Annotated in this window: 23 protein-coding genes and 1 riboswitch; of the genes, 10 read left to right on the top strand and 13 right to left on the bottom strand. The window is 56.9% G+C overall.

Going from position 1 to position 22397, the window contains the following annotated elements; genetic code table 11:
* Positions 1-20: 20 nt before the first annotated feature.
* Positions 21-662, bottom strand: coding sequence for a sigma-70 family RNA polymerase sigma factor (locus P8Z34_07975; protein ID MEJ2550605.1), 642 nt, complete (start codon positions 660-662; stop codon positions 21-23).
* A 223-nt stretch (positions 663-885) separates the two neighbouring features.
* Between P8Z34_07975 and P8Z34_07970 the strand changes: the two genes are divergently transcribed.
* The 4 genes from P8Z34_07970 to P8Z34_07955 all read left to right on the top strand — a co-directional run bounded on the left by P8Z34_07970 (position 886) and on the right by P8Z34_07955 (position 3660).
* Complete coding sequence (locus P8Z34_07970; protein ID MEJ2550604.1) at positions 886-1527, top strand: DUF4405 domain-containing protein; 642 nt, start codon at positions 886-888, stop codon at positions 1525-1527.
* A gap of 54 nt (positions 1528-1581) precedes the next feature.
* Positions 1582-2148, top strand: a complete 567-nt coding sequence (locus tag P8Z34_07965) for a hypothetical protein (protein ID MEJ2550603.1) — start codon at positions 1582-1584, stop codon at positions 2146-2148.
* A 149-nt stretch (positions 2149-2297) separates the two neighbouring features.
* Positions 2298-2846, top strand: coding sequence for a sigma-70 family RNA polymerase sigma factor (locus tag P8Z34_07960; GenBank protein MEJ2550602.1), 549 nt, complete (start codon positions 2298-2300; stop codon positions 2844-2846).
* Between the two features lie 184 nt (positions 2847-3030).
* Positions 3031-3660: a DUF5667 domain-containing protein gene (locus P8Z34_07955; GenBank protein MEJ2550601.1), complete on the top strand. Its 630-nt coding sequence runs from the start codon at positions 3031-3033 to the stop codon at positions 3658-3660.
* A 115-nt stretch (positions 3661-3775) separates the two neighbouring features.
* On the opposite strand, the gene P8Z34_07950 is transcribed toward P8Z34_07955, so the two are convergent.
* The 6 genes from P8Z34_07950 to P8Z34_07925 all read right to left on the bottom strand — a co-directional run bounded on the left by P8Z34_07950 (position 3776) and on the right by P8Z34_07925 (position 9158).
* Positions 3776-5731 (bottom strand): methyltransferase domain-containing protein, encoded by a 1956-nt coding sequence (locus P8Z34_07950; GenBank protein MEJ2550600.1) that lies wholly within the window; start codon positions 5729-5731, stop codon positions 3776-3778.
* Positions 5732-5860: 129 nt separating this feature from the next.
* On the bottom strand, positions 5861-6340 hold the full coding sequence (greA, locus tag P8Z34_07945) for a transcription elongation factor GreA (protein MEJ2550599.1): 480 nt from the start codon (positions 6338-6340) through the stop codon (positions 5861-5863).
* A gap of 120 nt (positions 6341-6460) precedes the next feature.
* Positions 6461-6754 (bottom strand): hypothetical protein, encoded by a 294-nt coding sequence (locus P8Z34_07940; GenBank protein MEJ2550598.1) that lies wholly within the window; start codon positions 6752-6754, stop codon positions 6461-6463.
* 518 nt (positions 6755-7272) lie between these two features.
* The gene (locus P8Z34_07935; GenBank protein ID MEJ2550597.1) at positions 7273-7959 is read right to left on the bottom strand and encodes a response regulator transcription factor; all 687 of its coding nucleotides are present in this window, start codon (positions 7957-7959) and stop codon (positions 7273-7275) included.
* Positions 7960-8136: 177 nt separating this feature from the next.
* On the bottom strand, positions 8137-8625 hold the full coding sequence (locus P8Z34_07930; GenBank protein MEJ2550596.1) for a permease: 489 nt from the start codon (positions 8623-8625) through the stop codon (positions 8137-8139).
* On the bottom strand, positions 8622-9158 hold the full coding sequence (locus P8Z34_07925; GenBank protein ID MEJ2550595.1) for a permease: 537 nt from the start codon (positions 9156-9158) through the stop codon (positions 8622-8624). Before P8Z34_07925 ends, P8Z34_07930 begins: the two co-directional genes overlap by 4 nt.
* Before the next feature lie 150 nt (positions 9159-9308).
* On the opposite strand from P8Z34_07925, the gene P8Z34_07920 reads away from it, so the two are divergent.
* The gene (locus tag P8Z34_07920) at positions 9309-9779 is read left to right on the top strand and encodes a DUF2384 domain-containing protein (GenBank protein ID MEJ2550594.1); all 471 of its coding nucleotides are present in this window, start codon (positions 9309-9311) and stop codon (positions 9777-9779) included.
* On the top strand, positions 9776-10243 hold the full coding sequence (locus P8Z34_07915) for an RES domain-containing protein (protein MEJ2550593.1): 468 nt from the start codon (positions 9776-9778) through the stop codon (positions 10241-10243). The genes P8Z34_07920 and P8Z34_07915 overlap by 4 nt, the downstream gene beginning before the upstream one ends.
* A 15-nt stretch (positions 10244-10258) precedes the next feature.
* Here P8Z34_07915 and P8Z34_07910 read toward each other — a convergent pair whose 3' ends face one another.
* Positions 10259-10864, bottom strand: coding sequence for a TetR/AcrR family transcriptional regulator C-terminal domain-containing protein (locus tag P8Z34_07910; GenBank protein MEJ2550592.1), 606 nt, complete (start codon positions 10862-10864; stop codon positions 10259-10261).
* Positions 10865-11126: 262 nt separating this feature from the next.
* Between P8Z34_07910 and P8Z34_07905 the strand changes: the two genes are divergently transcribed.
* From P8Z34_07905 to P8Z34_07890, 4 genes are read left to right on the top strand one after another with little or no spacing between them, the layout of a single operon-like run.
* On the top strand, positions 11127-12188 hold the full coding sequence (locus P8Z34_07905) for a 4Fe-4S binding protein (GenBank protein ID MEJ2550591.1): 1062 nt from the start codon (positions 11127-11129) through the stop codon (positions 12186-12188).
* A gap of 13 nt (positions 12189-12201) precedes the next feature.
* A complete protein-coding gene (locus P8Z34_07900; protein ID MEJ2550590.1) occupies positions 12202-13191 on the top strand; it encodes a hypothetical protein in 990 nt (329 codons plus the stop codon).
* Positions 13192-13215: 24 nt separating this feature from the next.
* A complete protein-coding gene (locus tag P8Z34_07895; GenBank protein MEJ2550589.1) occupies positions 13216-13725 on the top strand; it encodes a nitroreductase family protein in 510 nt (169 codons plus the stop codon).
* 3 nt (positions 13726-13728) lie between these two features.
* Entirely contained in the window at positions 13729-14718 is a 990-nt protein-coding gene (locus P8Z34_07890; protein MEJ2550588.1) for a hypothetical protein, read from the top strand.
* A gap of 69 nt (positions 14719-14787) precedes the next feature.
* Here the strand turns inward: P8Z34_07890 and arsB are convergent, their stop codons facing one another.
* From arsB to gcvT, 5 genes are all read right to left on the bottom strand, one after another.
* Positions 14788-15852, bottom strand: a complete 1065-nt coding sequence (arsB, locus tag P8Z34_07885) for an ACR3 family arsenite efflux transporter (GenBank protein MEJ2550587.1) — start codon at positions 15850-15852, stop codon at positions 14788-14790.
* A 360-nt stretch (positions 15853-16212) separates the two neighbouring features.
* The gene (locus P8Z34_07880) at positions 16213-16464 is read right to left on the bottom strand and encodes a thioredoxin family protein (GenBank protein ID MEJ2550586.1); all 252 of its coding nucleotides are present in this window, start codon (positions 16462-16464) and stop codon (positions 16213-16215) included.
* 19 nt (positions 16465-16483) lie between these two features.
* The gene (locus P8Z34_07875) at positions 16484-17953 is read right to left on the bottom strand and encodes a permease (protein ID MEJ2550585.1); all 1470 of its coding nucleotides are present in this window, start codon (positions 17951-17953) and stop codon (positions 16484-16486) included.
* Positions 17954-17955: 2 nt separating this feature from the next.
* Positions 17956-18342: a metalloregulator ArsR/SmtB family transcription factor gene (locus P8Z34_07870; GenBank protein ID MEJ2550584.1), complete on the bottom strand. Its 387-nt coding sequence runs from the start codon at positions 18340-18342 to the stop codon at positions 17956-17958.
* A gap of 205 nt (positions 18343-18547) precedes the next feature.
* Positions 18548-21676: a glycine cleavage system aminomethyltransferase GcvT gene (gene gcvT / locus P8Z34_07865; GenBank protein MEJ2550583.1), complete on the bottom strand. Its 3129-nt coding sequence runs from the start codon at positions 21674-21676 to the stop codon at positions 18548-18550.
* Between the two features lie 440 nt (positions 21677-22116).
* Positions 22117-22273: riboswitch (cobalamin riboswitch) on the top strand.
* Positions 22274-22397: the final 124 nt, after the last annotated feature.

The following is a 22397-nucleotide window of genomic DNA, read 5'->3' as shown; positions in this document are numbered from 1 at the left end:
CGGCGTGAAGCGCATCGTTCTTACCCACCACCGAAGGCGTTGAGAATCTCACCCGGGGTGAGACCTTCTTCGGTCAGGCGCTGCTTGAGTCGCAGCCTGGCGTCGTGCATCAACTTATACAGTGCGTTGCGGTTGGTATCCATGCGACGAGCCACTTCCGCGATGGGCATCCCGCGAATTCCAATGGCGATGAGGGCCGTGCGCTGTCGCTCGCTTAGTTCCTCGTTGATGATTCGCATCATACGATCGGCGAGGTCGGATTGTTCGGAGGCAAGTTCGGGCCCTCCCGCTTCGTCTTCCATCAATGCGGGCGCTCCGAACTCGCCCTCGACCAGCATTTCCAGCGAAACATCCTGCCAGCGTTTGCGGCGCAGTTCGTTCAACGCAATGTGGACTGCGATTTTGTGAACCCAGGTGGTGAACTTGCTGCGGCCCTCGAACGTGTGCAAGCGATCGAGTACGCGCAGGAGCGTGTTTTGTGTCGTTTCTTCGACCAGGGCATCGAAAGCGGGGTCGGAAGGAGAAATCCATTTCGAGAGCGCGTAGGGCAAACCGGCGCGAACGACCTGCCGCAAATCTGCCAGCGCTGCCTCTTGCGCAGCGCCGGGTGAACTCAAATCGTTGCGCCAGGCTTCATTCGTGCGCGTCGAGTGCTTCGCCATACCTGCGGATACATACTCTCCATTTCTACTTGCCGGACGATGGTTCAACGCAGAGTATACCCCAGGTCGTTTCGGGGAACACTCGCTTACCGGCTCCATGGATTGTTGAAGGCCGATCATTTCGTACAATAAAACCTTCATATCTTCCCAACATATGTTTCACATGTTCTTCACAGGACACCGCTACAATCCAGCTATCGTTTATGTTCAAAGGAGAACGCATATGGCCCGATGTAACAGTATGTCCACTCGTACGCGTATCAATTGGCTGCTCGATTTCGTTGTTTTTCTCGGGGGAATCCTGGCCGTGATTACGGGCATCTACTTCCTGTTCCTTCCCGTGGGCGGTTTCCAGGGCGGGCGCAACGCAACGTACGGCCTGCAGATTCTTTTCGAGCGCAGCACCTGGGACGATCTGCACACCTGGGGCGGCGTTTTGATGATCGTTGCCGCGCTGGTTCACTTTGTCTATCACTGGCCATGGGTGCGCATGATGGCCAAGAGAATGCTGAGCGGATTACGCTCGCGTGAGGCGCGCATGTCGCTCGGAGCCAAGTTCAACTTGGTCGTCGATGCTTTGCTGGCCAGTAGTTTTTTCACTACCGCGGTTTCGGGTGTGTATTTCCTTTTCGCTCCCTTGCGAGCGCTCAGAGGCGGGACGAACCTGGTTTTGGATTCCGGCGCCGGACTGGGAGACGCCACGTGGGATTTGATCCATACCTGGGCGGGCGTGGTCATGATCGTCACGGCAGTGATTCACTTCGCAATTCACTGGCGCTGGATCACGAAGGTCACTCGCCGATTCTTCCTATCCCTGAGCCCTCAAGTAGTGCGGGGTAACCTGACGGAAGCAGAGCCGGTGTAGCGTTTCGTTGCGGTATTTCGAAAATCTGATGAATCCGATTAGGAGGTTGATGCGATGTTGAAGAAGATTGTGTTGGGATCGTTGTTGTTGGGACTGTGCGGCATTCTGGTGGTTGGTGCGATCCAGCGCACGACGAGCAGGATCGAGCGCGGTGCGCGCAGCAATAGTGATGAAGCACAGGGCCGTCAAACAGAAACCGCAGGTATTTCCGGCCAGCGGAATGTCGTAAATCAGGCGGGCCGGAATCAAGCGGCGGAAACGGCCGCCCAGCCTGGACAGGGAAATCGAGGCAGCCGCGCGGGCAGTGGAAACGCTGCCGAGGACACTGAACCGCAGCAGGTGCTTCGGGTATTCGCAGAAGTCGTCGCTGTGGATGGAGACGCTCTCGCCGTTGAAACGACTGACGGAGATGCGCTCGTAATCGATGGCCGTTCGTGGAGGTTTGCAAGCGATATGGGTTTCCAGGCTCAGGCGGGGGACCGCATCGCGATGTCGGGCTTCTACGAGGACGGCGAATGGAAGACGACGGAGATCGAGAATCTCTCCAATGGAACGAGCCTGATTCTGCGCGCCGACAGCGGCCGTCCGATGTGGGCAGGGCAGGGACAGCAAGGTTTGTGATGTAAAATATCGTCCGCGTACGATCGATTGGATGGTTCTCCGAGGGTGAGTTCTTACCATCACTTCCCATCGGAGAACCTTTTCAACAGCATTCCCGTCACAGTGATGACGTATCGCTCGAGCCGGGAATGCGTCGTAATAGGTGAAGGATGGCGAAGCCCGAATCGGACTGGTTGATCGCAGCACGTAGCCTGAATGAGAATGCACTGGAAGCGATTTACGATGCATTCAGTGATGAACTCTATCGCTACGCCTATCGACTGATCGGCGACCCGCATGCGGCGGAGGATCTCGTTGCTGAAACCTTCTATCGTTTTCTGCGTGCCCTTCATGCCGGCGGCGGCCCACGCGAGCATCTACGTGCTTATCTTTATCGTGTGGCGCACAATCTGGCCGTCGATGTCCATCGTCGAGGACGTGGTGAAGCGCTGGAATCATCCGAGAACCTTGAAGCCCTGCCGGCGGACGACGATCCCTCCTCGGCAGCGGAAATGAGCATTCAGGCTGAAGAGGCGCGGGCGGCATTGTGGCGTCTTACGCACGAACAACGCCAGGTGATCGTATTGAAATTCTTACAAGGCTTGAGCAACCAGGAAATAAGTGCCGCGATCGAAAAACCCGTCGGTGCCGTCAAGGCGCTGCAGCATCGCGGACTCAACGCGCTGCGCCGGGTGCGGTGCATCTGCCGGTCCCGATAAAACGAATGCCGTCCTGAAAAGGTTGAGTCGGCTGCAGGACGTTCCCGAGCGGGATCTGTTGGACGTTCAAAGCGGCCGAGCGGCTTTTATGGACAGCGTGCGTTCCATGCCGAAACCCGTATCTCCTGCGTTTCCAGACCGTCGTAAATGGTGGAAGAACATCAGACGAAAGGAGCGTTCGATTATGGTGACTCTCGTACGAGTTGCTCTGGCTTTGTCCATGGCGTTAGGAGCCACAGGCGGTACCGTTGCTATAGCGCAGGCCAGCGAACCGGGCGAAATACTCTATCCCATCAAAGTCGCCTCCGAAGACGTTCGCCTGGCGCTCACCTCGGATTCCGAGAAAGCTTTTGATCTCCTGCTGGAATTTGCACAAGAGCGTTTGGAGGAGATCGACGCGCTCAGCGAAGAAGGTGCGCCCATTCCACCTCAGGTGACGACCCGGCTTCAGGCGCATTTCGAGCAGGCGCTGCGGTATGCATCGAGTTTTGACGATGCGAACCTGGTACAGGCGATGGAACGATTGAGCGTCATGACGCAGCAGCAGACCCAGGTAATCCGGCAAATGCAATCTCAGGATGCAGGCAATGCCGACGGAGCGCTGCAGCAGACCGAACAGATCGTGTCTCGAGTGCGCCAGGCCGCGGAGGAAGGCCTGGAAGATCCGACTACGTTTCGTTTGCGGCACGGAGAAAATCGCCCCGAGGATGCTCCCGAGCAGCCGGATTCCCTGCAGACGGGGGATGGAACGCCGCAAAATCAGCAAGGAGCCGGCGGCCAGCAGGGACCGGGAAATGGATCGGGCCGGAAATAACCAGCTTCGATACAGCTTATTTCACAGTGTTTCATAGCGCTGCAAATTCGGCGGATCGTGAAGGTTGATCCGCCGAATTTCTTTTCACCTGGATTCACCATCGCCTGGTTTTGTCTCAGGCTGGAACTGGCCGGGTGGTGATGATGCCCAACCTCGTGGCAGCCGCGGAGATGATCGCTTCCAGCATGTCGGCGTAGGACAAGCCTGCGATATGGGCCATCTTGGCCAGATGCCCGTCCCAGCACCAGCCGGGGTTCGGGTTGACTTCGAGCAGGTGGGGATTCCCCTCGGAGTCGAGGCGCCAATCGAAACGCGCATAATCTCGACATTCCAGGCGAACGAAGAGCCGGACGCTTGCATCTTCAAGCACGTTGCGCGCGGGTTCGGACAACTCGGCCGGAATCGAGCGCAGGTTCCAATAGGGCGAATCGGGCATCCACTTGGCTTCATACCCGCACAAATGCGGCAGCCCCTCGGGAAGAACAGAATAATCCTCCTCGACGATGGGAAGAATGGTGTACTCTTGGGGCGGATTTCCGATGATCCCGACGCTGAGGTCCTTTCCCTGCAGGAATTCTTCCACCAAGACCGGCTGGTCGTAGCCGAACCTGCGGCGTATTTGCACCACGGCATCGATCAACTCTTCCGGTGTTTGCGCCACGGAATCCTGGATGATACCGAAGCTGGAATCGCCGAAGTTGGGCTTGATGATCACGGGGAAGTGCATCGGCAGGTCGATGGTGCTGTCGTTCGCGTTCAGCAGCAAACCATCTGGAACCGGGATGTTCATCTCCTTGGCGATACCCCGAACCAACGATTTATCGTAACAATACGCCAGACATTGCGGTCCGCCGCCCGTGTAAGGGATCTGCAGCATTTCCAGCAGCGCAGGAACGTGAAGTTCTTTGTGCGGGTCGTTCTCGAAACCCTCATCACAAAGATTGAGTACGAGATCGGTTCGCTGGCGTAGATCGCGCAGGTCATCGATCAAGTTATCGTGATCATCGAGGAAGGTGTACTGTCTGTGATTATTCACTTCAAGCGCAGATTTGAGCTCATCGATGGTGTGAAAGTCATCCTCGTCGAAGATTAAATCCGGTTTGATCGTGTCGATTTTGCGAGGGTCTCCCATGATAACGACCAGATCGTGTACATCGCTGGGAACGCCGGCCGTAAACAGTGAAAATTTTTTCGGAACGTTGCAGGTGAGCAAAATCCGCTGCGCCATCATGCCCAGATCCTGGTTTCGCGTCGAGGATGGAGTGAAACCTTCGAGATGTTCGATGTTCGAGAAACCCGCATCCTGGAGCAGGCGTGTGATCGATTCCCGGGAATAAAGTCTTTCGGCATAGAACTGGTCCGCGATAACCCCCTTCTCGGTGTGATTGATGATCTCGCGCGTGATCAGGCGCTGTCCATCTGATGAAAGTTCTCGTTCCCGGCAGACGAATAATTTTTTATCCGCCCATTCCCACGAGCGCGGCTCGTAATTGCTTCTGAGGAATTCTCCGTCGGCGAGATCGAGCAGCAAGGTCCCCTCCGGCTTGAGAATGCGGAAAACGTCTTGCAGCACGAGCAGGTCATCCTGCACGGATTCGAAGTATCCGAAGCTGTTGCCCAGAATCATGACCACTTCGAAGACGTCGTCGCCGTAAGGCGTCTTGCGCGCATCGCCCTCGCGAAAGTGAGCCGTCAAGCTTTCGCTGCGGGCTTGCTTTTTGGCTTTTTGAACGAGATAGCGGGAGCGATCCAATCCTTCGACCTGGGTGTACCCGCGGCGGTGAAACTCCAAAGTATGGCGGCCCTGGCCGCAGCACAGATCGAGGATGTGTGTTTCGGGTGTGGGCTGGAGAATTTCCAGCAGCGTGTCGACCTCGCCGGCCGTGATGCGATCATCGGCGATCACATCGGCGTCGGTTTTGATGTAGAGCGAGGTGAAGATGCGACGCCACCAGTCGGTGGGCACGTGAGATTCCAGGTCGCTGACCGGACCGAGCGCCTTTAGTGTAATTTGTCTACCGTTCGTAGAACTGTGCTGGGGAGGTTTGTCATTTTTCTTGGAATTGCTCATCTTTTTCACCTTTGCCTCTTCCTCGCACCCTGTAAATTCTGTGTCGAATCTTAATTCGCGGATGTTGAAAAGGTGTGTTGTTGCTATGGAAAACACGTGTAAATTTGTTCCTTGCGCCAGTACAGCAACTCATTGGATCTTGAGTATTTTGCATCGAAAAGTTCCATCCGGCGCCTTGTATTCGATTTCTTCTCCTTCCCGATGATTCAGCAATGCCTGCCCGAGAGGAGACTCCCAGGATATTTTTCCGTGACGCGGATCGGCCTCCGTCGAACCGACGATCGAATAGGTCTGCGGAGCCTGGTCCAATTGCTGGATCACGACGAGGCTGCCAATTTTAGCGACGCCAGTTGGTTCTCCAGGGGCAACGATGCTCGCGCGGGCAAGTTTCTTTTCGATTTCCTGAATGCGGCCTTCGAGGAAAGCCTGCTCGGTTTTCGCAACCTCATAGGCGGCGTTTTCTTCCAGCTCTCCACCTTCTTCTATCGCCTCGTGGATTCTGCGCGCCACTTCGGAGCGGCGAACGGTGCGCAAGCGCTCTAGTTCCTGCTCCAATTTGGCGTGGCCTTCTGGCGTCATGTATAGGACTTTAAGAGGGGACGATTTCATCGTTTCTCCTACCTCCGCAGCTTTCGAGTTTTCGCGCTGCAGTATTAGGCTGCCGTGTAACATGATCCTTGCTTGAACCGGCTTGCAAGCGAGGACCTCGATTGCCACAAACTTGATAAATCAGGATTGTTTCTTGAATTGCTCTGGGTGATTGGGCACCGATGGATTCGGGTGTATTCTTGCAGGCTCTAGCGGTGCCAAGAAAGCCCAATCCAGCACGATCGGATTCAATTGCTTGATCGTCATGGCGGACTGACAGTTCGCACAGATCACACACTGCCCGAGCGTCGGCTGTGTAGAAAATGCGATTTCGACGTCGCATTCAGGACAAATAGCTTTGATCGACATCATTCTATTTTTTCTTTCCAACCATTCTGCCCGTGAAGCAAAATGCAGATTTACTTCACGTGGCATATCTCGCCCTGCTGCTTTCCGATACGCTGATGCTCCGTCGATGAGCCGGTTGTTAAGTTCAAGTCAACTGGTAAGATCATCTGCCCGGACGGTTTCTTGGAGATGTGGGACGAAAGGAAAAAGACGGATTTTCCAGAATGTCACCGCATGTGCTCATCAAGCGAACCGGGGTTAGATCGGTTATCTCGAGTTCGTCGCGGCACCTCGGGCATGTGATTCGTTGTCCGATGATCGGCGTTCCGCTCAAACGTACGGCTTCGGAACACGTTGGGCAATCAGCTTGCATCGTCTTCATCATCGATCTCGAGGTCAAAGCGTAATCAACGGCAGTGTAAAGGTCATTCAAATGCTGCATTAAACATATGTGAAATCAGGTTTCTTTTACGGCATTTCACTTAGGGGAAGGGCAGGTGAAGCCGTACGAGTGGATTGAGATTTGCGGAATGAGGGTTCGTCGTTATGGCCTTGACGAAGCAACAGAACCGATAGTCATTACCAGAATGATCCGATGAGATTGTCTAGAGGGTTTCCGCAATGAAGCGATAGCCAACACCGGCGATCGTTTCAATGAATTCATGCTCGCCGGTGCCGGATTCGATTTTCCGCCGCAGGCGACTGATCAACCCGCGTACCAGATCGTGATTCCCTTCTCCGGCGTAACCCCATACGCGTTCGATGATAATATCCGTGGGGACGACTTGCCCGCGGTTGGTCATCAGAGTGAACAACAGGCGGAATTCCAATTGTGTGAGGCGCCGGGGTTCCTGGCCGTGGACGCTGACGGTCCGTGTGGATGTATCCAGGAGGATGTTCTCCAACTCGAGACTGGGCAGAACGAAACTGGGTACGGAGGCGGAGCGGCGAGAGAGCGAGTGGACCTGAGCGGTCAGGATCCGAGGCGAGAGAGGGCGCTGGAGGAGAACGTCTACGCTGTTCTCCAGCAGCGTACAAAAGGTGTCCTCCGAGAGTGGCTCCGTGATCAGCAGGAGTGGAACTTGGGTCACGTCGCGAACTTGCTCCACGATTGCGATGGGATCCATATCTTCCTGAAGAGCCAGGATGATGATGTCCGCCGGGTGGTCGGTCCAGTTTTTCAGCACGCGTTGGTAATCGGAACTGGATGCAACAGCCAATCCTGCTCTTCGGATCAGGAATGTGAATATCTCTTTCTCATCCAGATTCGTGGCGATCACGATCGCTTGCATAGCTGCTCCCTCTCAACGATCACGACGTCGTCCACTTGCGTTGTTTCGTAAGAATACTCGATCTCTGAAAATCTGGAAATACCGGAAAGCCGCGGCGAAGGGAATGAAGAAATGATTCTTCACTTCGCCCTTTTCGGTGGCGGGTTCGAGTGGCCGGATATCCGCGGCTGTCGTCCATTATCCGGCGAAGGCGAGCCATCCCAACAATCCGACGAGGATGGGGGCGAACAGCCCGAGGCTCAAACGCAGCACGCTGAAACGCCATCCCAGGAAGGGCAGTTCGAAAGACACGGTCAACAAGGCCAGGGCGGCCCAGGAGGTGATCATCGCCAGCGTGGGGCCGAGTCCGGCGCCGTTTTGGTAGAGCGCGCCGATGAGCGGGAAAACGACGTAGGGACCTCCGGGGAGCAGCATGCCGGCGATGGTTCCGATCAAAACGCCGCGCAACCCGGAATTCGGTCCGATCCAGGTGCGGACCAGATCCTGCGGGGCCAGCACCTCGACGTACCCGACGATGGCGAAGGCGATCAGCAGAAGCAGCAGTGTTCGTTTCAACGTCTGCCAGCCTACACTTACCCCGCGTCGGGCGCTGTCATCGTCGCGGCTGTGAGCGTAGATCCACATCGCCAGGGCGATCCCGACCATGATCAGCGTGGATTGAATCATCGCATCGCCTCGCGAATGCTTTCGATTCTCGGCCCGAAGAGGGCCTCTGCGGCGAAACCGAATATGGGCGGCAGTATGAATGTGGCGGCATAACGGATCAACGTGAGGCGGGGTCCCAACAAAGCGAATTCGTAAGGCAGGCGCGTGACCGACCACAAGTTTTTGGCGCTGATGAAAGCGATCAACACGCCCAGCCCGGCGCCGGAATGCAGCAGGGAACCGGCGATGGGGTAGTACACGTACGGCCCGCCGGGGATCAGCGCACCGCCCAGGCATGCCAGGAGGATCCCGCGCCATCCGGATTGCGAACCCAACCAGCGTTCGATGACCTGGCGCGAGACCAGCACCTGGGTCAATCCGGCGATGAGAAAGGCGGCCAAGAGCAGCGGTGTAACCCGCTGCAGTTCGCTTGCGCCGTTGGACAATCCTTCCACGAGAAGGGGAAAGCCACCGCGAAGCCATGCGAGGCCCGCAAGCGCGATGACCACCGCAATGAGGAACAATGTCGTTCGATCCGGCCCACGACGTTTCATGGTACTCTCCATTTTCTGCTGAGCCTGCCGTGAGCGCAAGTCCTGCGAGCGACCTCGCCCATCCTCGTACAACCGCTTGCGCGCGAGCCAAATGGCCAGTATAATTTGGCTAAATGGCACGAACGTGTTCTGGTGAAAGGAAAGATCGCCATGGCAACCCAGGCAGCTTCGATGAAGAAGCGCGGCGCGAGGAAGCGCAAAACCACGGCAGCGATTCCCTATGCGAGCAAGTTGGGTGTTAATGCGAACAACACCTTGGAGCTGATCGGCGAAATCGAAGAGGGTTTTTCGTATCAGGCTTTCGAGGAACTGCAGGGTCAGCTCGAGTTGTCGATTTCGGAACTCGCAGATTTACTGCAGATTCCTCGGCGTACGCTTTCAAGGCGCAAGCATGAGGGAAAACTGCCTCCCGACGAATCCGAACGCCTCTTGCGATTCTCGCGCGTGCTGCACACCTCGCTCGAGCTTTTCGAGGGGAACCACGAAGGTGCGCTCAAATGGTTGCGGGCGAAGAATAGTGCTCTTGGCGGAGAGACGCCGCTGGATATGGCCCGCACTGAAATCGGGGCGCGGGAGGTCGAGAAGCTCATCGGACGCCTCGAGCACGGCGTGTTCTCGTGAAGCTGCATTCCTGGCGAATCGTCAAACTGCATTTCCGTGAGGGGGCGTTCAGCGGGGAAGGCGCACGCCTGTACGGTGGGCGCTGGAACAGCCCAGGTCGGCCCGTGGTGTACACTGCCGAACATGCCTCACTGGCGATGCTGGAGATTCTGGCACACCTCGAATTCGTGGTGATCATGTCGGATTATGTCCTCATCCAGGTAGAATTTGATGATGCGCTGCAGGAAGTGGTCGAAGGTAAAAATCTACCGCAGGATTGGCGCAGCTATCCCGCCCCGCAGGCTCTGCGCGAGATCGGCGATCGCTGGTTGGACGAAAGGCGCTCGGCGGTACTTTCCGTTCCCAGCGTGATCGTGCCGATCGAGCAACTGTACCTCTTCAACCCCCTTCATACAGACTTCAACAAAATCACTGTAGGCGAACCGCAGTCGTTTCCCTTCGATACCCGCTTGCGAAAGGCCTGATCACCCCTCAGCTTCTCAATCCGCCTGGAGGCCCTGCAGAAATATGTCGAGGCGAGATCCGGGATCGCATTCATACTCATCGCGGTCGGCATAAAGCAGCCAGGCGGTGAAGGGCGCCATGACGAGGTCGTACAAAGTGGCCGCGGCAAGGCGCGGGTCTACGCGGCGAAATTCTCCACGCTTAATCCCCTGGCGAATGATTCTTTCAAGAATCTGAACGTATTTTCTCTGGCGGGAGGCGATGCGTTCCTGGCATGAATCGCTCAAGGCGGGAAGTATACGCGCCGTGAGGAAAGTCAAATCTCGATTTTCGTTGAGGTACGCCCAGAGGTAGTCCAGAATGTGAGCGAGCCTTTCTGCGGCAGGCCGTTTAGAGGAGGACATCCGTTCGGCCTCTTGAACGGTACATGCCATCTCCTGCTCCACGAAGTAGAGCAGGAAAGATTCTTTGTCCGGGAAATAGCTGCGTAAAGTGGAACGATCGATATCCAGAATGCGGGCGAGTTCCTTGAAGGAAGTCTTTTTGTATCCCTGGCTGACGAACTGTTGTGTTGCCAGATGGAAAAACCGCTCGCGGAGGCGCTGGTTCATCCTTTCCGAAATGGGAACCCCTTGCTGCATTTCACACCTCCACTCGCTGGAGCCGTTTTCGACCGCGCCTTACTATACACCCCTCCGAGGCGCAAGCCTGGGTCTGCCCTGACGCTGGTCTGACGTTTTTTATGGACAAAAACAGGCCGAAATTCTGTTTCCCGCTTGCCCGTTTGGTGTTATAAAACGTACACTATACGGATCGGGTATCCTTATGGCTTCTACAATCTGGTTACCGGTTTCTACGGATCGATATAGGGTAAATGATTGAAGTGACCGAAGGAGAGATGCGATGGCTGAAGATATTTACAAACAACTGGCGGCTTTCCTGGACAAATTGCCGGGCGGTTTTCCCGAAACCGAATCCGGCGTGGAACTGCGCATCTTACGCAGGATGTTTGACGAGGAAGAAGCGCGGTTGGCGCTCAATCTCACCCTCCGCCCGCAGCCGCCCGAGGTCATCTCGGAGAAGATCGGAATGGACGCGGAGCTGTGCGCCGAACGCCTGGAATCGATGGCGAAGAAGGGTCTGCTCTACCGTCACCGCCGCGAGGGGAATCCCCTCTACGCAGCTTCGCAGTTCGTGGTCGGTATGTGGGAGTATCACGTCAACGATCTGGATGTGGACTTCATTCGCGATTTCAACGAGTACGTGCCCTATCTGTTCGAGGCAAACGTTTGGGAGAAGGTGCCTCAACTGAGAACGATTCCCGTGGTCGAAAGTGTTTCGGTGACGCGTGAAGTGCTGCCTCACGAACATGCCGCGGAGCTGGTCCGCGGGCAGGAAAAGTTAGCCGTGGCGCCCTGCATCTGTCGACGCGAGCATACCATGATGGGCGAGGGATGCGGCCGGCCGCTGGAAACCTGCCTCGTATTCGGCGGCGGCGCTGATTACTACGTCGAAAACGGGATGGGGCGCTACATCACGGTGGACGAAGCGCTGGACATCCTCGACCGGGCCGATGAGGCGGGCTTGGTGCTGCAGCCGAGCAATTCCAAACACATTGTAAATATCTGCTGCTGTTGCGGATGCTGCTGCCAGGTGTTGAAAACGTTGAACAAACAACCCCAGCCGGCGCGCCTGGTCTCCAGCCCGTTTTACGCCGTATCGGATCCCGATTTGTGCATCGGCTGCGGCGACTGCGTCGAACGCTGCCAGATGGGCGCCGTCGAAGTGGTCGATGAAGTCGCGGTGATCGACCTGGACCGCTGTATCGGCTGCGGGTTGTGCGTGACCACCTGTTCATCCGAGAGCATGCGGTTGGAACGCAAACCGGAGGAGGAACAGCCCCCGGTTCCCACTACATTTGCAAGGACGTTGCTCCAGTTGGCTCGTGAGCGCGGCGTGCTGTAAAGGAACTCACGCCGTGCGGCGTTTCGCGCCCCTCCTGCTGCTTTTTTTCCTGTCTCCGACCATCGGCGAGTTGGTATCCGGCTCTGCGCCGCCGCGGGAATTCTTTGCTCCCGGCGCATTGCTGCTGCTGGCTTCGTTGTACGGCAGTGGCGCCATTCTGATTCGCGAATTTGCCGTTCGCTGGGGAAAAGGCTGGCCGACGATCTTTACCCTGGGATGTGCATACGGCATCCTGGAGGAAGGCTTGATGGTCAAGTCTTTTTTCGATCCGAACTGGATGGATCTGGGCCTGCTGGGGACGTATGGACGCTGGGCGGGCGTCAACTGGGTGTGGAGTCTGGATCTAATGATCTATCACAGTGTTGTCAGCATCGCGATTCCCATCTTTCTCGTCGAGCATATCTTCCCGGAGCGCAAGCACGATTCCTGGCTGGGATCGAGGGGACGATTTTTCTTCTTTGCTTTGGTTCTGGCAGTGACGCTTCTGGGATACTTTCAGCTTACGCCGTACCGGCCGCCGGTGCTGCAGTACCTGCTTGCCATCTCGTGCATGCTCGGCTTGATTTCGTTGGCGAAACGCATGCCTGCGACGTGGCTGACGAACCACAGCGGCGCCGTAAAAGATCCGTTCTGGTTCGGTATGGTCGGTTTCGGAGCCTTCGTATGCTATTACTTCCTGTTGTACATCTTCCCGGTAACGCGAATTCCGGTTTGGCTCACGATCGGGGCGACGCTGCTCGCACTGGGTTCCGTTTTCGGGATCGTGCATGCTCTTTCCGGAAATGGCGCGTGGATTGAAAAGCATCAACTGGGCCTCGTCAGCGGTGCGCTGGCTTTTTTTGCAATTCTGGCGCCGCTGCAGGAGTTGGACGAAACCCGCGTCGACGACGCCACAGGCATGATGTGGGTCGGCGTCGCCCTGGCCGTCTTCCTGTTCTGGCTTTGGCGTCGAGGCGTACGAGAGGAAAAGAGCGGAGATATTGAAGTTGCAGGATCGGGCTGACGGATTTTGCAAGGGAGAGCAATTGTGGATTTCTTGGAACTCGCACGCAAGCGCTACAGCGTCCGCGCCTACAAACCGCAAGCGGTCGAAGATCAGAAGCTGGCGCAAGTCCTGGAAGCCGTGCGCCTGGCGCCGACGGCGGCCAACAATCAACCGATTCGTTTTGTCGTGATCCATACCGCGGGACGGGAACAGGAGCTGCGTCGCATATATGATCGCGATTGGTTCGTTTCGGCGCCAATCGTCATCTGCGGCTGTGGAGTCCTGGCCGAAGCCTACGTCGGGAAAGGCGGCCGCAACACCGCCGAGGTGGACGTGACCATCGCCACGGACCATCTAATTCTGGCGGCGACGTCGCTCGGATTGGGCACCTGTTGGATCGGCGCCTTCGATCCGCAAGCGGCGCGGGAGGTCCTCGGTTTGCCGCAGGGTGTCGAGCCGATGATATTCACCACGCTGGGATACCCCGCGGATACGCCGGAACCGAAAGAGCGCAAGGCGTTGGAAGATATCGTGCGGTACGAGACCTGGTGAGCCATGGAACTTCTGCCCCAAGACGTCGGTATCATTCTCAGCTATCACTGTAACAGCGCCTGCAAGCACTGCCTGTATAACTGTGGACCGCGCTGGGAACGTGAGCCGATGTCTGAAGAAACGCTATCGGCTGCGTTGGACGCCGTCGTCAACTGGCCTCAGCCTCCCCAGGTCCATCTCACCGGCGGCGAACCGTTCCTCCATTTCGACTTGCTGCTGCATGGCGTTCGAGAGGCCGCCTCGCGATGGATCGCCTGTTACGTGGAAACCAGCGCCAGTTGGTGCGTAGATGAAGAGGAGACATTCGCTCGTTTTCGGATGCTGCGCGAGGCCGGGCTTCAAGCGGTGCTGATCAGTTGTTCGCCTTTTCACGCCGAAAAGATCCCTCCGGTCCGAACGCTGCGCGCCATTCGGGCGGTCATGGAGGTGTTCGGCGGGCGAGGTTTGATCGTTTACCAGGCGGAATACTTGAACATGATCCGGCGTCACGATGTCGATCGTCCCTTGCCGCTTTCGCACTACGAGCAGGAATTCGGCCGGGAAGAGGCGGGACGGATCTTGTGGCAGGGCTACGGCATCATTTCTGGCGGACGATCGGGATATGCCCTGGGGCACCTGGTGCCCAGTTTCCCGGCGCATTCGTTCGAGAATGCACGCTGTGCGAACGAGATCCTCCATGCCCACCACTCGCACTTCGATCTTTACGGCAACTACATCTCAGGATTTTGCGGTGGCCTCTCCATCGGCAGTTGGCGCGATCTCCAGCAAGTGTGGGAGGACTTTCGATCGGGACGCTATCCCGCATTGATCGAAACGCTCATCACGAAGGGCCCATATGGGCTTTGCCAGTACGCCAGTGAAGAATTCGGATACGAGCCACTTGCGGACGGATATGCCGGCAAGTGCCACCTTTGTGTGGACGTGCGTCGATATCTGGTCGATCAGGGGGACTTCCCCGAACTACAGCCGCGCGGATTCTACGATCATATTTAGGATTTGCCATTGCCCATCGTAATAAAAACACCCAGATTCAGATCGATCCGGGCCAACTATTAACACATACTATACGGACGTCCCATCACCCGAAAAATAACGGCGTCGAAATGCGAAGGCAACATTTACCAATCCGATCATCACCGGCACTTCGATCAGCGGGCCGATGACCGCGGCAAAAGCCACGCCCGACCCGATGCCGAAGACCGCCACGGCCACCGCGATCGCCAGCTCGAAGTTGTTGCTCGCCGCGGTGAAGGCAAGCGTGGTCGTTTTGCTGTAGTCCGCACCAATTGCATGACCAAGGAAGAAGCTCACCAGGAACATCAGCACAAAGTAGACGAGCAGCGGGATGGCAATGCGCACGACGTCACCAGGGATCGTCACAATCAACTCGCCCTTCAGGCTGAACATGACGACGATCGTGAAAAGCAGTGCCGCCAGTGTCAGCGGACTGATGCGGGGGACGAAATCGGCGTAGTACCATTCCTTGCCTTTCGATCGAACGAGGAACAAGCGTGTGAAGAAACCCGCCATGAAGGGAATCCCCAGATAGATGATCACGCTCTTGGCAATCTGGCCGATCGTGATGTCGACAATCGAGCCGCTCATTCCGAACCAGGTCGGCAAGAGGGTAATAAATATGTACGCGTAGATGCTGTAAAACAAGACCTGGAAAATGCTGTTGAATGCCACCAGTCCGGCGGCGTATTCCGTATCTCCTTTCGCCAGCTCGTTCCACACGATCACCATGGCAATGCATCGAGCAAGTCCGATCAAGATCAAACCCGTCATGTATTCGGGATAACCGCGCAGGAAGATGATCGCCAGCACGAACATCAAAATGGGTCCGATTACCCAGTTCTGCACCAGCGACAAAACAAGAATTTTCCAATTGCGGAACACATCGCCCAGTTCGTCGTAATGCACCTTGGCCAACGGTGGATACATCATCAAGATTAAACCAATTGCGATCGGGATGTTGGTCGTTCCGATGGAAACCGCGACGTTGAACGATTGCACTGTATCGGGGAAAAAGAAACCGATTCCAACGCCGACGACCATTGCCAGGAAGATCCACAGGGTTAAATAGCGGTTTAGAAAAGAAAGACCTTTACGGGTTGCTTGTGCCATCCGACCTCCAAATTGGCTCCATTGAAAATATCCATACAATGGAGTTCGTCAAAGGGTGAATTCCTTCAGTAGGGAAATGATCTCGCGAGCGATGTCGTCTCGTACCTTGCGAAAGTCGTCGATGTCATTCGTTTTTCCAGGATCGGGGAAACTGAAATGGGTTTTTTCCCCTCCTCCCAACCAAACGGGACATGCCTCTGCAGCTGCGTCGCAAAGACTTCGGGTGAACGTTTCCAGATGGATTAAAGCCCGCGCTTCGCGCCTCCCAGCTTTCGCTCATTCGCGCATTGACGATGGCTTCCGCCATTTGAGACCGGCACGAGTTTCCCGTACAGAGAAAGAGCACTTTTCGCTTGGACATCAAGCAGTATTGAGCGCATCCACCAACCAGGTGGTCACCTCTGCTTTCGTCGGGATGCGCCCGGAACAGACGACCTTCTCGTTGACCACCAGCCCGGGCGTGGAGAGAATGTCGTAGCGCGTGATCTCGGCGTAGTCGGTGACTTTGCTGACTACCGCCTCGAGCGCCATCTCGTCGACGATGTTACGGGCGATCTTCTCCACTTGCTTGCAGTTGGCACAGCCCGAGCCAAGGATTTTTATCGTAAGCATTCGCTTCTCCTTAATAAAATTATGGTGTGTGTTCGCTGGCGAGGCGAGGTGCATTTCTACGGCTCACCTGCCATAGAAGCCCGACCAATCCGGCCAGGAACAAAATCAGGTACAGCGCGACGATGCCCGTGCTGGTGCCGTCCACCCAGGCGCCATACATCAGTCCGGACAGCGTGCTGAACAGTGCCACCCAGCCCACGTACGTCCACGCCCTGGTGCGTCCGATAATGGCGGCGGTGATCAGAATGCTTTGCAGACTGAGTTCAGGATCGGAGATGAGATAGGCCAGCAAGGGCCCTCGATGCATACCGAGATTCAAGAACATCTGCGCGATGGGCACCTCAACGAGCGTGGGGAAGTACATGAAGACGCCGAAAACAACGCCAACGAAGTTCCCCAGGATCGTGTTGCTCCCGGCGACGAACTCGATCCATTCGGGTTGGATCAACTCACGGACGACTCCGACGATAAACACGCCAACAATCAGCAGCGGAAATATCTGCTTGACGAACTTCCAGGATTCCCAAAGAAAACCGCGGGTTTCTTCTTCGTCCAATTGCGATCTGAGCATCCAGCCCAAAACGATGACAGAGACGAGTACGCCGAAAAATTTTCCGGTCAGGGACAGCGTGACCCCGCCGGCGTGAGGCGCCATACCGAGCGCGGCGATGATCAGCGTCGATCCGACCAATCCTGCCGATAGCCAGGTCCAGCGGTTGAAACCGTCGTGGATGTTCTCGATTCCTTTCCAGGACGCCAATCCAATCAGGACGAGCATGCCGATCAAGATCGCGCCCTGCGCAGTGACGCCCTCCTCCCCGCGGGCCGGGTCGAAGGGTACCAGTCGGCCAAGGAGCGACTGGAATGTATCGACGCCGCTGATCGGCAAATCGATCTGGACATAGCTCTGTTTGAGTGCGTCGATCTGAAAGGTTCCTACGACCAACAGCACGACCAGCAGCAGCATGAATATGACCGCCGTGGGTCGCATAGCGGCCTGTCCTGCGAACAAGGCGTCCGTGTTCTTGTCGTGTGCGGCGTCCTCTTTGCGAAAGATGAGCGCCATGATGATACCCACGCCGATTCCGAAAGCCAGCGAAAGGAGCAATCTCGCAACAGCGAGATCCATGCCGATCACGCCGCCGGTGTAGACCAGGGCCAGGATGTTGATCGCCGGCGCCACGAACAAGAAGGTGATCGCCGGGCCAAGCCCCGCGCCTTTCTTATAAATTCCGGCAAAGAGAGGAATAACGGTGCACGAGCAGACGGCGAGCAAGAAACCCGCTGCAGCGGCGGCCGGATAGGAGATGAATTTCGGGGTTTTCCGTCCAAGAAAACGCGTCACGGTTTCCTTGGGTATCATCGCAGTCATCGCCCCGGCGATATAGAATGCGGGCAGCAAGCACAACAATACGTGAGCGGCCAGGTACGCCGCCAGATTGCCCAGACCACTGTTGAAGAGTCTCAAGATGGATCCGATGATGTCCATTTTCACCTACGAAGTCCGTTCGATGCCTCGCTTGCTGCTGCGATCTCAAGCTCGTCTATCTCGCAGTGGGGGCATTCGCATTGATTTGAATTCGGAATCATGAGGGAGTTCGTCGAGACGCCAACGGCTGCGCCTGCTGCCTGTATGATTTCGAGCACTTCCGGCTTTGCGAGCCGGTAGAAGACGTACTTTCCCTCACGGCGGGATTTTATGATCTTCTTCCGGCGCAGTATCATTAACTGTTGGGATATGGCCGCTTGCCGTAAACCGAGAAGCGCTTCGAGATGGCATACACACGCTTCCCCGCCGCCGATGGCGAGCAGGATCTGAGCGCGCACCGGGTTGGCGATGGATTTCAATAGATCGCAGGTCTTCTTCAGCGGTTTCATCGACTCCCTCATATTCATAAACACGAATGTATTATACAACATATTCGGGAAGTCGAATGTGATATTTGTCATATTTTCGAAGTAAATCGTAACCTGTACGGGTTGGATTGGATTTAATGGCGCGAGAGCAGCGGCCGCTACGCTCTGGACGCGAACGCCCGCAATGCGACGTTACGATGACGGCCATGAACGGGGGAACTTGTTGTTATCGAAATCTCGAGAGCACGGTCGCCGGTGTGGGTTCGGTTTTCTTGCCGACAGCAGACAGATCGACGGGCAGCGTCTGCGCCTCTTTGGCAGCGCCCTGGTAGACGGCGATGGGTGTTCCTTCGGAGAGGAATTCTTTTTGCAAGATGGCCTGTCCAAGCAGATACCCCTCGCTGTCCATTGCACAGGAAGTCACCGAGCCGATCATCTGCCCCCGGTGATCGACCACCGGGTCCCCGTAATGAGGCACACGGACGCGCTTGGAATCGAATCGGAAACGCGCAACTTCGCTATCGCGTTCAGATTCCTGTGCGAGGAATGCGCTGCGACCGATGAACCAGGGCTTGTACGTCTTCACGTAGGATGCGAATCCGGATGCGCCGACTCCCAGACCTAAATCGCCGGCCAACTCGTGCCCATAGAGCGGCAGACCGGCCTCGATGCGCAGTGAATCACGCGCGCCAAGTCCGACAGGCTTGATCCCGAGCGGCTTGCCAACATCGAGCAAGGCCATCCAAAGGTCAACGCTTTTCTGGGGATGGACGAACAATTCGAAGGCAATCCGTTCACCGGTATAGCCCGTGCGGCTGACGACCAGGTCGAACCCGCCAAAATTGCCCTCCATCAGAGCAGTCCAAGGCAAGTTGTACAGCCGATCAGCCGTTTGAGGATCACATCCCAAAGCCAAAAGGATCTTGCGGCTTTGTGGGCCCTGCAGGGCAATATCCACGAGCATGCCTGCGCCCTCTTCGGGATGGCGCAGATTGCGCAGCGTGCAATTCTCTCCGAAAACCTTCGTCCAGGGACGAGCACGATCGATTGCATCGCTGCCCTGTTTAACGGCATTCAACCAGGCCCAATCCTTGTCGTCGTTGCCGGCATTGACCACGAGGAGATAAACCGCTTCGCGCCGGCGGTAGATCATCAAGTCGTCTAAAACCTGCGCGTCCGGATCGAGGAAATGGGTGTAAAGCGAGTGGCCCACGGCCAGAGAAGCGACGTCGTTCGCGACGGCGCAGTCCAAGAATGCAGCAGCTTGTGGGCCTTCGATCTGGTACACGCCCATGTGACTCACGTCGAACAGACCGGCAGCCTGACGCGTGGCGCGATGTTCTTCGAGGACCGAAGTGTACCAAACCGGCATATCCCAGCCGGCGAAGGGCACCATCTTGGCGCCCAGGGATTTGTGCGTGGCGTGCAACGCCGTAGTTCTAAGCTCGTCGTTCTGCTCGGATTGAAATTCGAAATCCGGAAGGGTTTCGTCTGGCTGCCCCTCGAGAACCAGGTCCCAGGGTTTATCCACGCCGTTTGCCTGCCTGGATGTCTTCGGCAGCGACTCGGGTCCTTCGAGCAGACGCACGACGAACGGGCCGGGCGATTTCTTCTGCAGGTCGTTCGCATCGAGTGGGACGAAACCGTCGGACAAGTCGCGCAGCCAGGTCGCGATGCGATTGGCGCCTTTGCCGGGAACAGTCAAACGCCACAGCTGCTCAGCCTCGCCGCGTTCGAGAGTCGCCTCAACGTCTTCGTCCAGGGTGTGGAGAAGTACTGCGGCGATTTCTCCGGTTTTCAGGTCGAGCGGCCGGGCATCGGTAACCCAGCGCAGCACCGCTGCTGCAGCCGTTCCCTCAAGTTCCAACTGGGCGTAAGGGGTCTTCGGATCGGGATCGTCGAGGTAGTAGAAATGGGGGTAGCCATGCTGGGTGGGTTCGAAATCGATGCCGGCAGACGTCGCCAACTTACGCACTTTGATTCTGGTTGAATTGAGCGCCTCAAAGTCCACCTTCGCCCGGAGCAGCGGCCTGCGGCGGCCTTGGATTTGGTAGGGTGTACAAGACTTGAGCAATTCGGCCATCACGACGCCGAGCTGACGGCTTTCCTTTTCGGTGAATCCGCGCTGCGTGATCCACGGCGTTCCCAGACGAACACCGGAGGCGCGGCCGGCGGAGACGTCACCCGGAATGGTGTTGCGATTTGCCACGATGCCCGCCAGGTCGAGAATGCGAGCCGCCATGTCGCCCGAAAGCGTCGTACCATCGTCGGCGACGATGGATTTACAATCGATGTTGGTCAGATGGGTGTTCGTGCCGCCGTAAGGGATGCGCAGTCCACCCTTTTCGAGCCCTTCTGTTAGCGCCACGCAGTTGGCGACGATCTGTTCTTGCAGTTTCTTGAAGCGCTCGGTCCTGGCGAGTTTGAAAGTCAGGGCTTGGGCAAGGATGGTGGCCATGTGTGGTCCGCCCTGCTCGCCCGGGAAGACGGCGCGATCGATGGCGCGGGAAAGCTTGGGGGAGGTCGTCAGGATGGCGGCCCCGCGAGGTCCGCAAAGGGATTTGTGCGTGGTGAAGCTGACGACGTCGGCGATACCGACGGGGGAAGGATAGATCCCGGCAACGACCAGACCGGCCACGTGGGCGATATCTGCGAGGAGATAGGCGCCGACCGAATCGGCGATCTCCCGAAAACGCAGCCAATCGGCGGCCCAGGGATAGGAGGTATATCCGGCGATGATGAGTTTCGGCTTGTGTTTCTTGACCTGGGCGGCTACGGCGTCGTAGTCGAGCATCTCGCTTTCGGGGTCTACGGTATAGTGTGTGGCGTTGTAGTACTGGCCCGAGCGGTTGACCGGTGAACCGTGGGTGAGATGCCCTCCGTGAATGAGGCTCATGCCCATTACGGTGTCTCCCGGTTCGACTAGGGCATGGTAGACGGCGTTGTTCGCAGGCGCTCCGGAGAGCGCCTGTACGTTGACGAAAATTTTATCTGCATCGACTTCGCTGGTGGCGAAGGCTTCGGCGCAGCGCCGTCGAGCCAGGGCTTCGATCACGTCGGCGTACTCGGTGCCTTTGTAGTAGCGCGGGTCCGAGTAGCGGCGGTAGTATGCCAGACGAGCGGCGAGGTTTAGGATCTCTGCTTCGTCGAGGTCGCGCGTGTATTCGTTGGGATAACCTTCCGCGTACAGGTTTTGGAAGGCAGAAGCCAATGCCTGGCGGACGGCGTGTGGTGCGGAACTCTCGGAAGGGATGAGGATCAAATGGCGGTATTGCCGTTCGGCCTCGAGATCCGCCAGTCGACGGAGTTCGGGATCCAGTTCTGATAGGTCACCGCGAAATAGAAAGTCGGACATGCCATTCTCCAACAAGGTCGATGCGAAAGCGACGGATGCGCCAAACAGCCCAGGTCCATTCGCAAAACCGTATGTACAAGATGGTTCAGATTTGTATAACGCCGCTGCGGCGAAACGAGTCGAATGGCTCGCGCGCAGTCCCATCAATCGGGTAATCGCCCGATCAGGCAGCCGTGCGGTCAACCGGATCGGGTGTTTTGCCTTTGCGTTCCATCTCCCGGCCGAGCGATCGGGCGCAGTCCACCCTTTCGATACTTGTAAAAAGCCGGGCCACTCCCTCGGCCGCGAATGCGGCCGGGGATAGATTCTAAGGTTGGGAAAGATGCGTGTCAAGCAAGAACATGTTTCGCCGAACGATGAAGTTGTGCGGCGCGGGCAGCACGAAATACCAATACCCCTTGCTTGTCCTCGAAGCTGGTGTAAAATGAGGTTACGAACAAAATTACACGAACGGAGTGGGAGCCCTTCCCCCGGATGAGAGGGCGTAAAGGCGAAGCCGGTGCCACGCTAAACGAGCGTTGAAGTCCGGCGCTGTCCCGCAACTGTAATCCGCTGTAGCGGAGAGCCAGGACGACCGCCCACCCCGTTTCCGTCACATCCTTCGCGGAAGGGAGGTGAGGCCGTCGAGGCAATCGCACGACCCCTGTCCGCCAGGCAGGGGTTTTTGTTTGGCAGGATCGAATGCCGGACCTGGTGTCCTGTGTAGAAGAGCGCGCACATC

Source organism: Anaerolineales bacterium, from assembly GCA_037382465.1.
GTDB lineage: Bacteria > Chloroflexota > Anaerolineae > Anaerolineales > E44-bin32 > WVZH01.
This window is presented reverse-complemented; position numbering and strand designations above follow the sequence as displayed.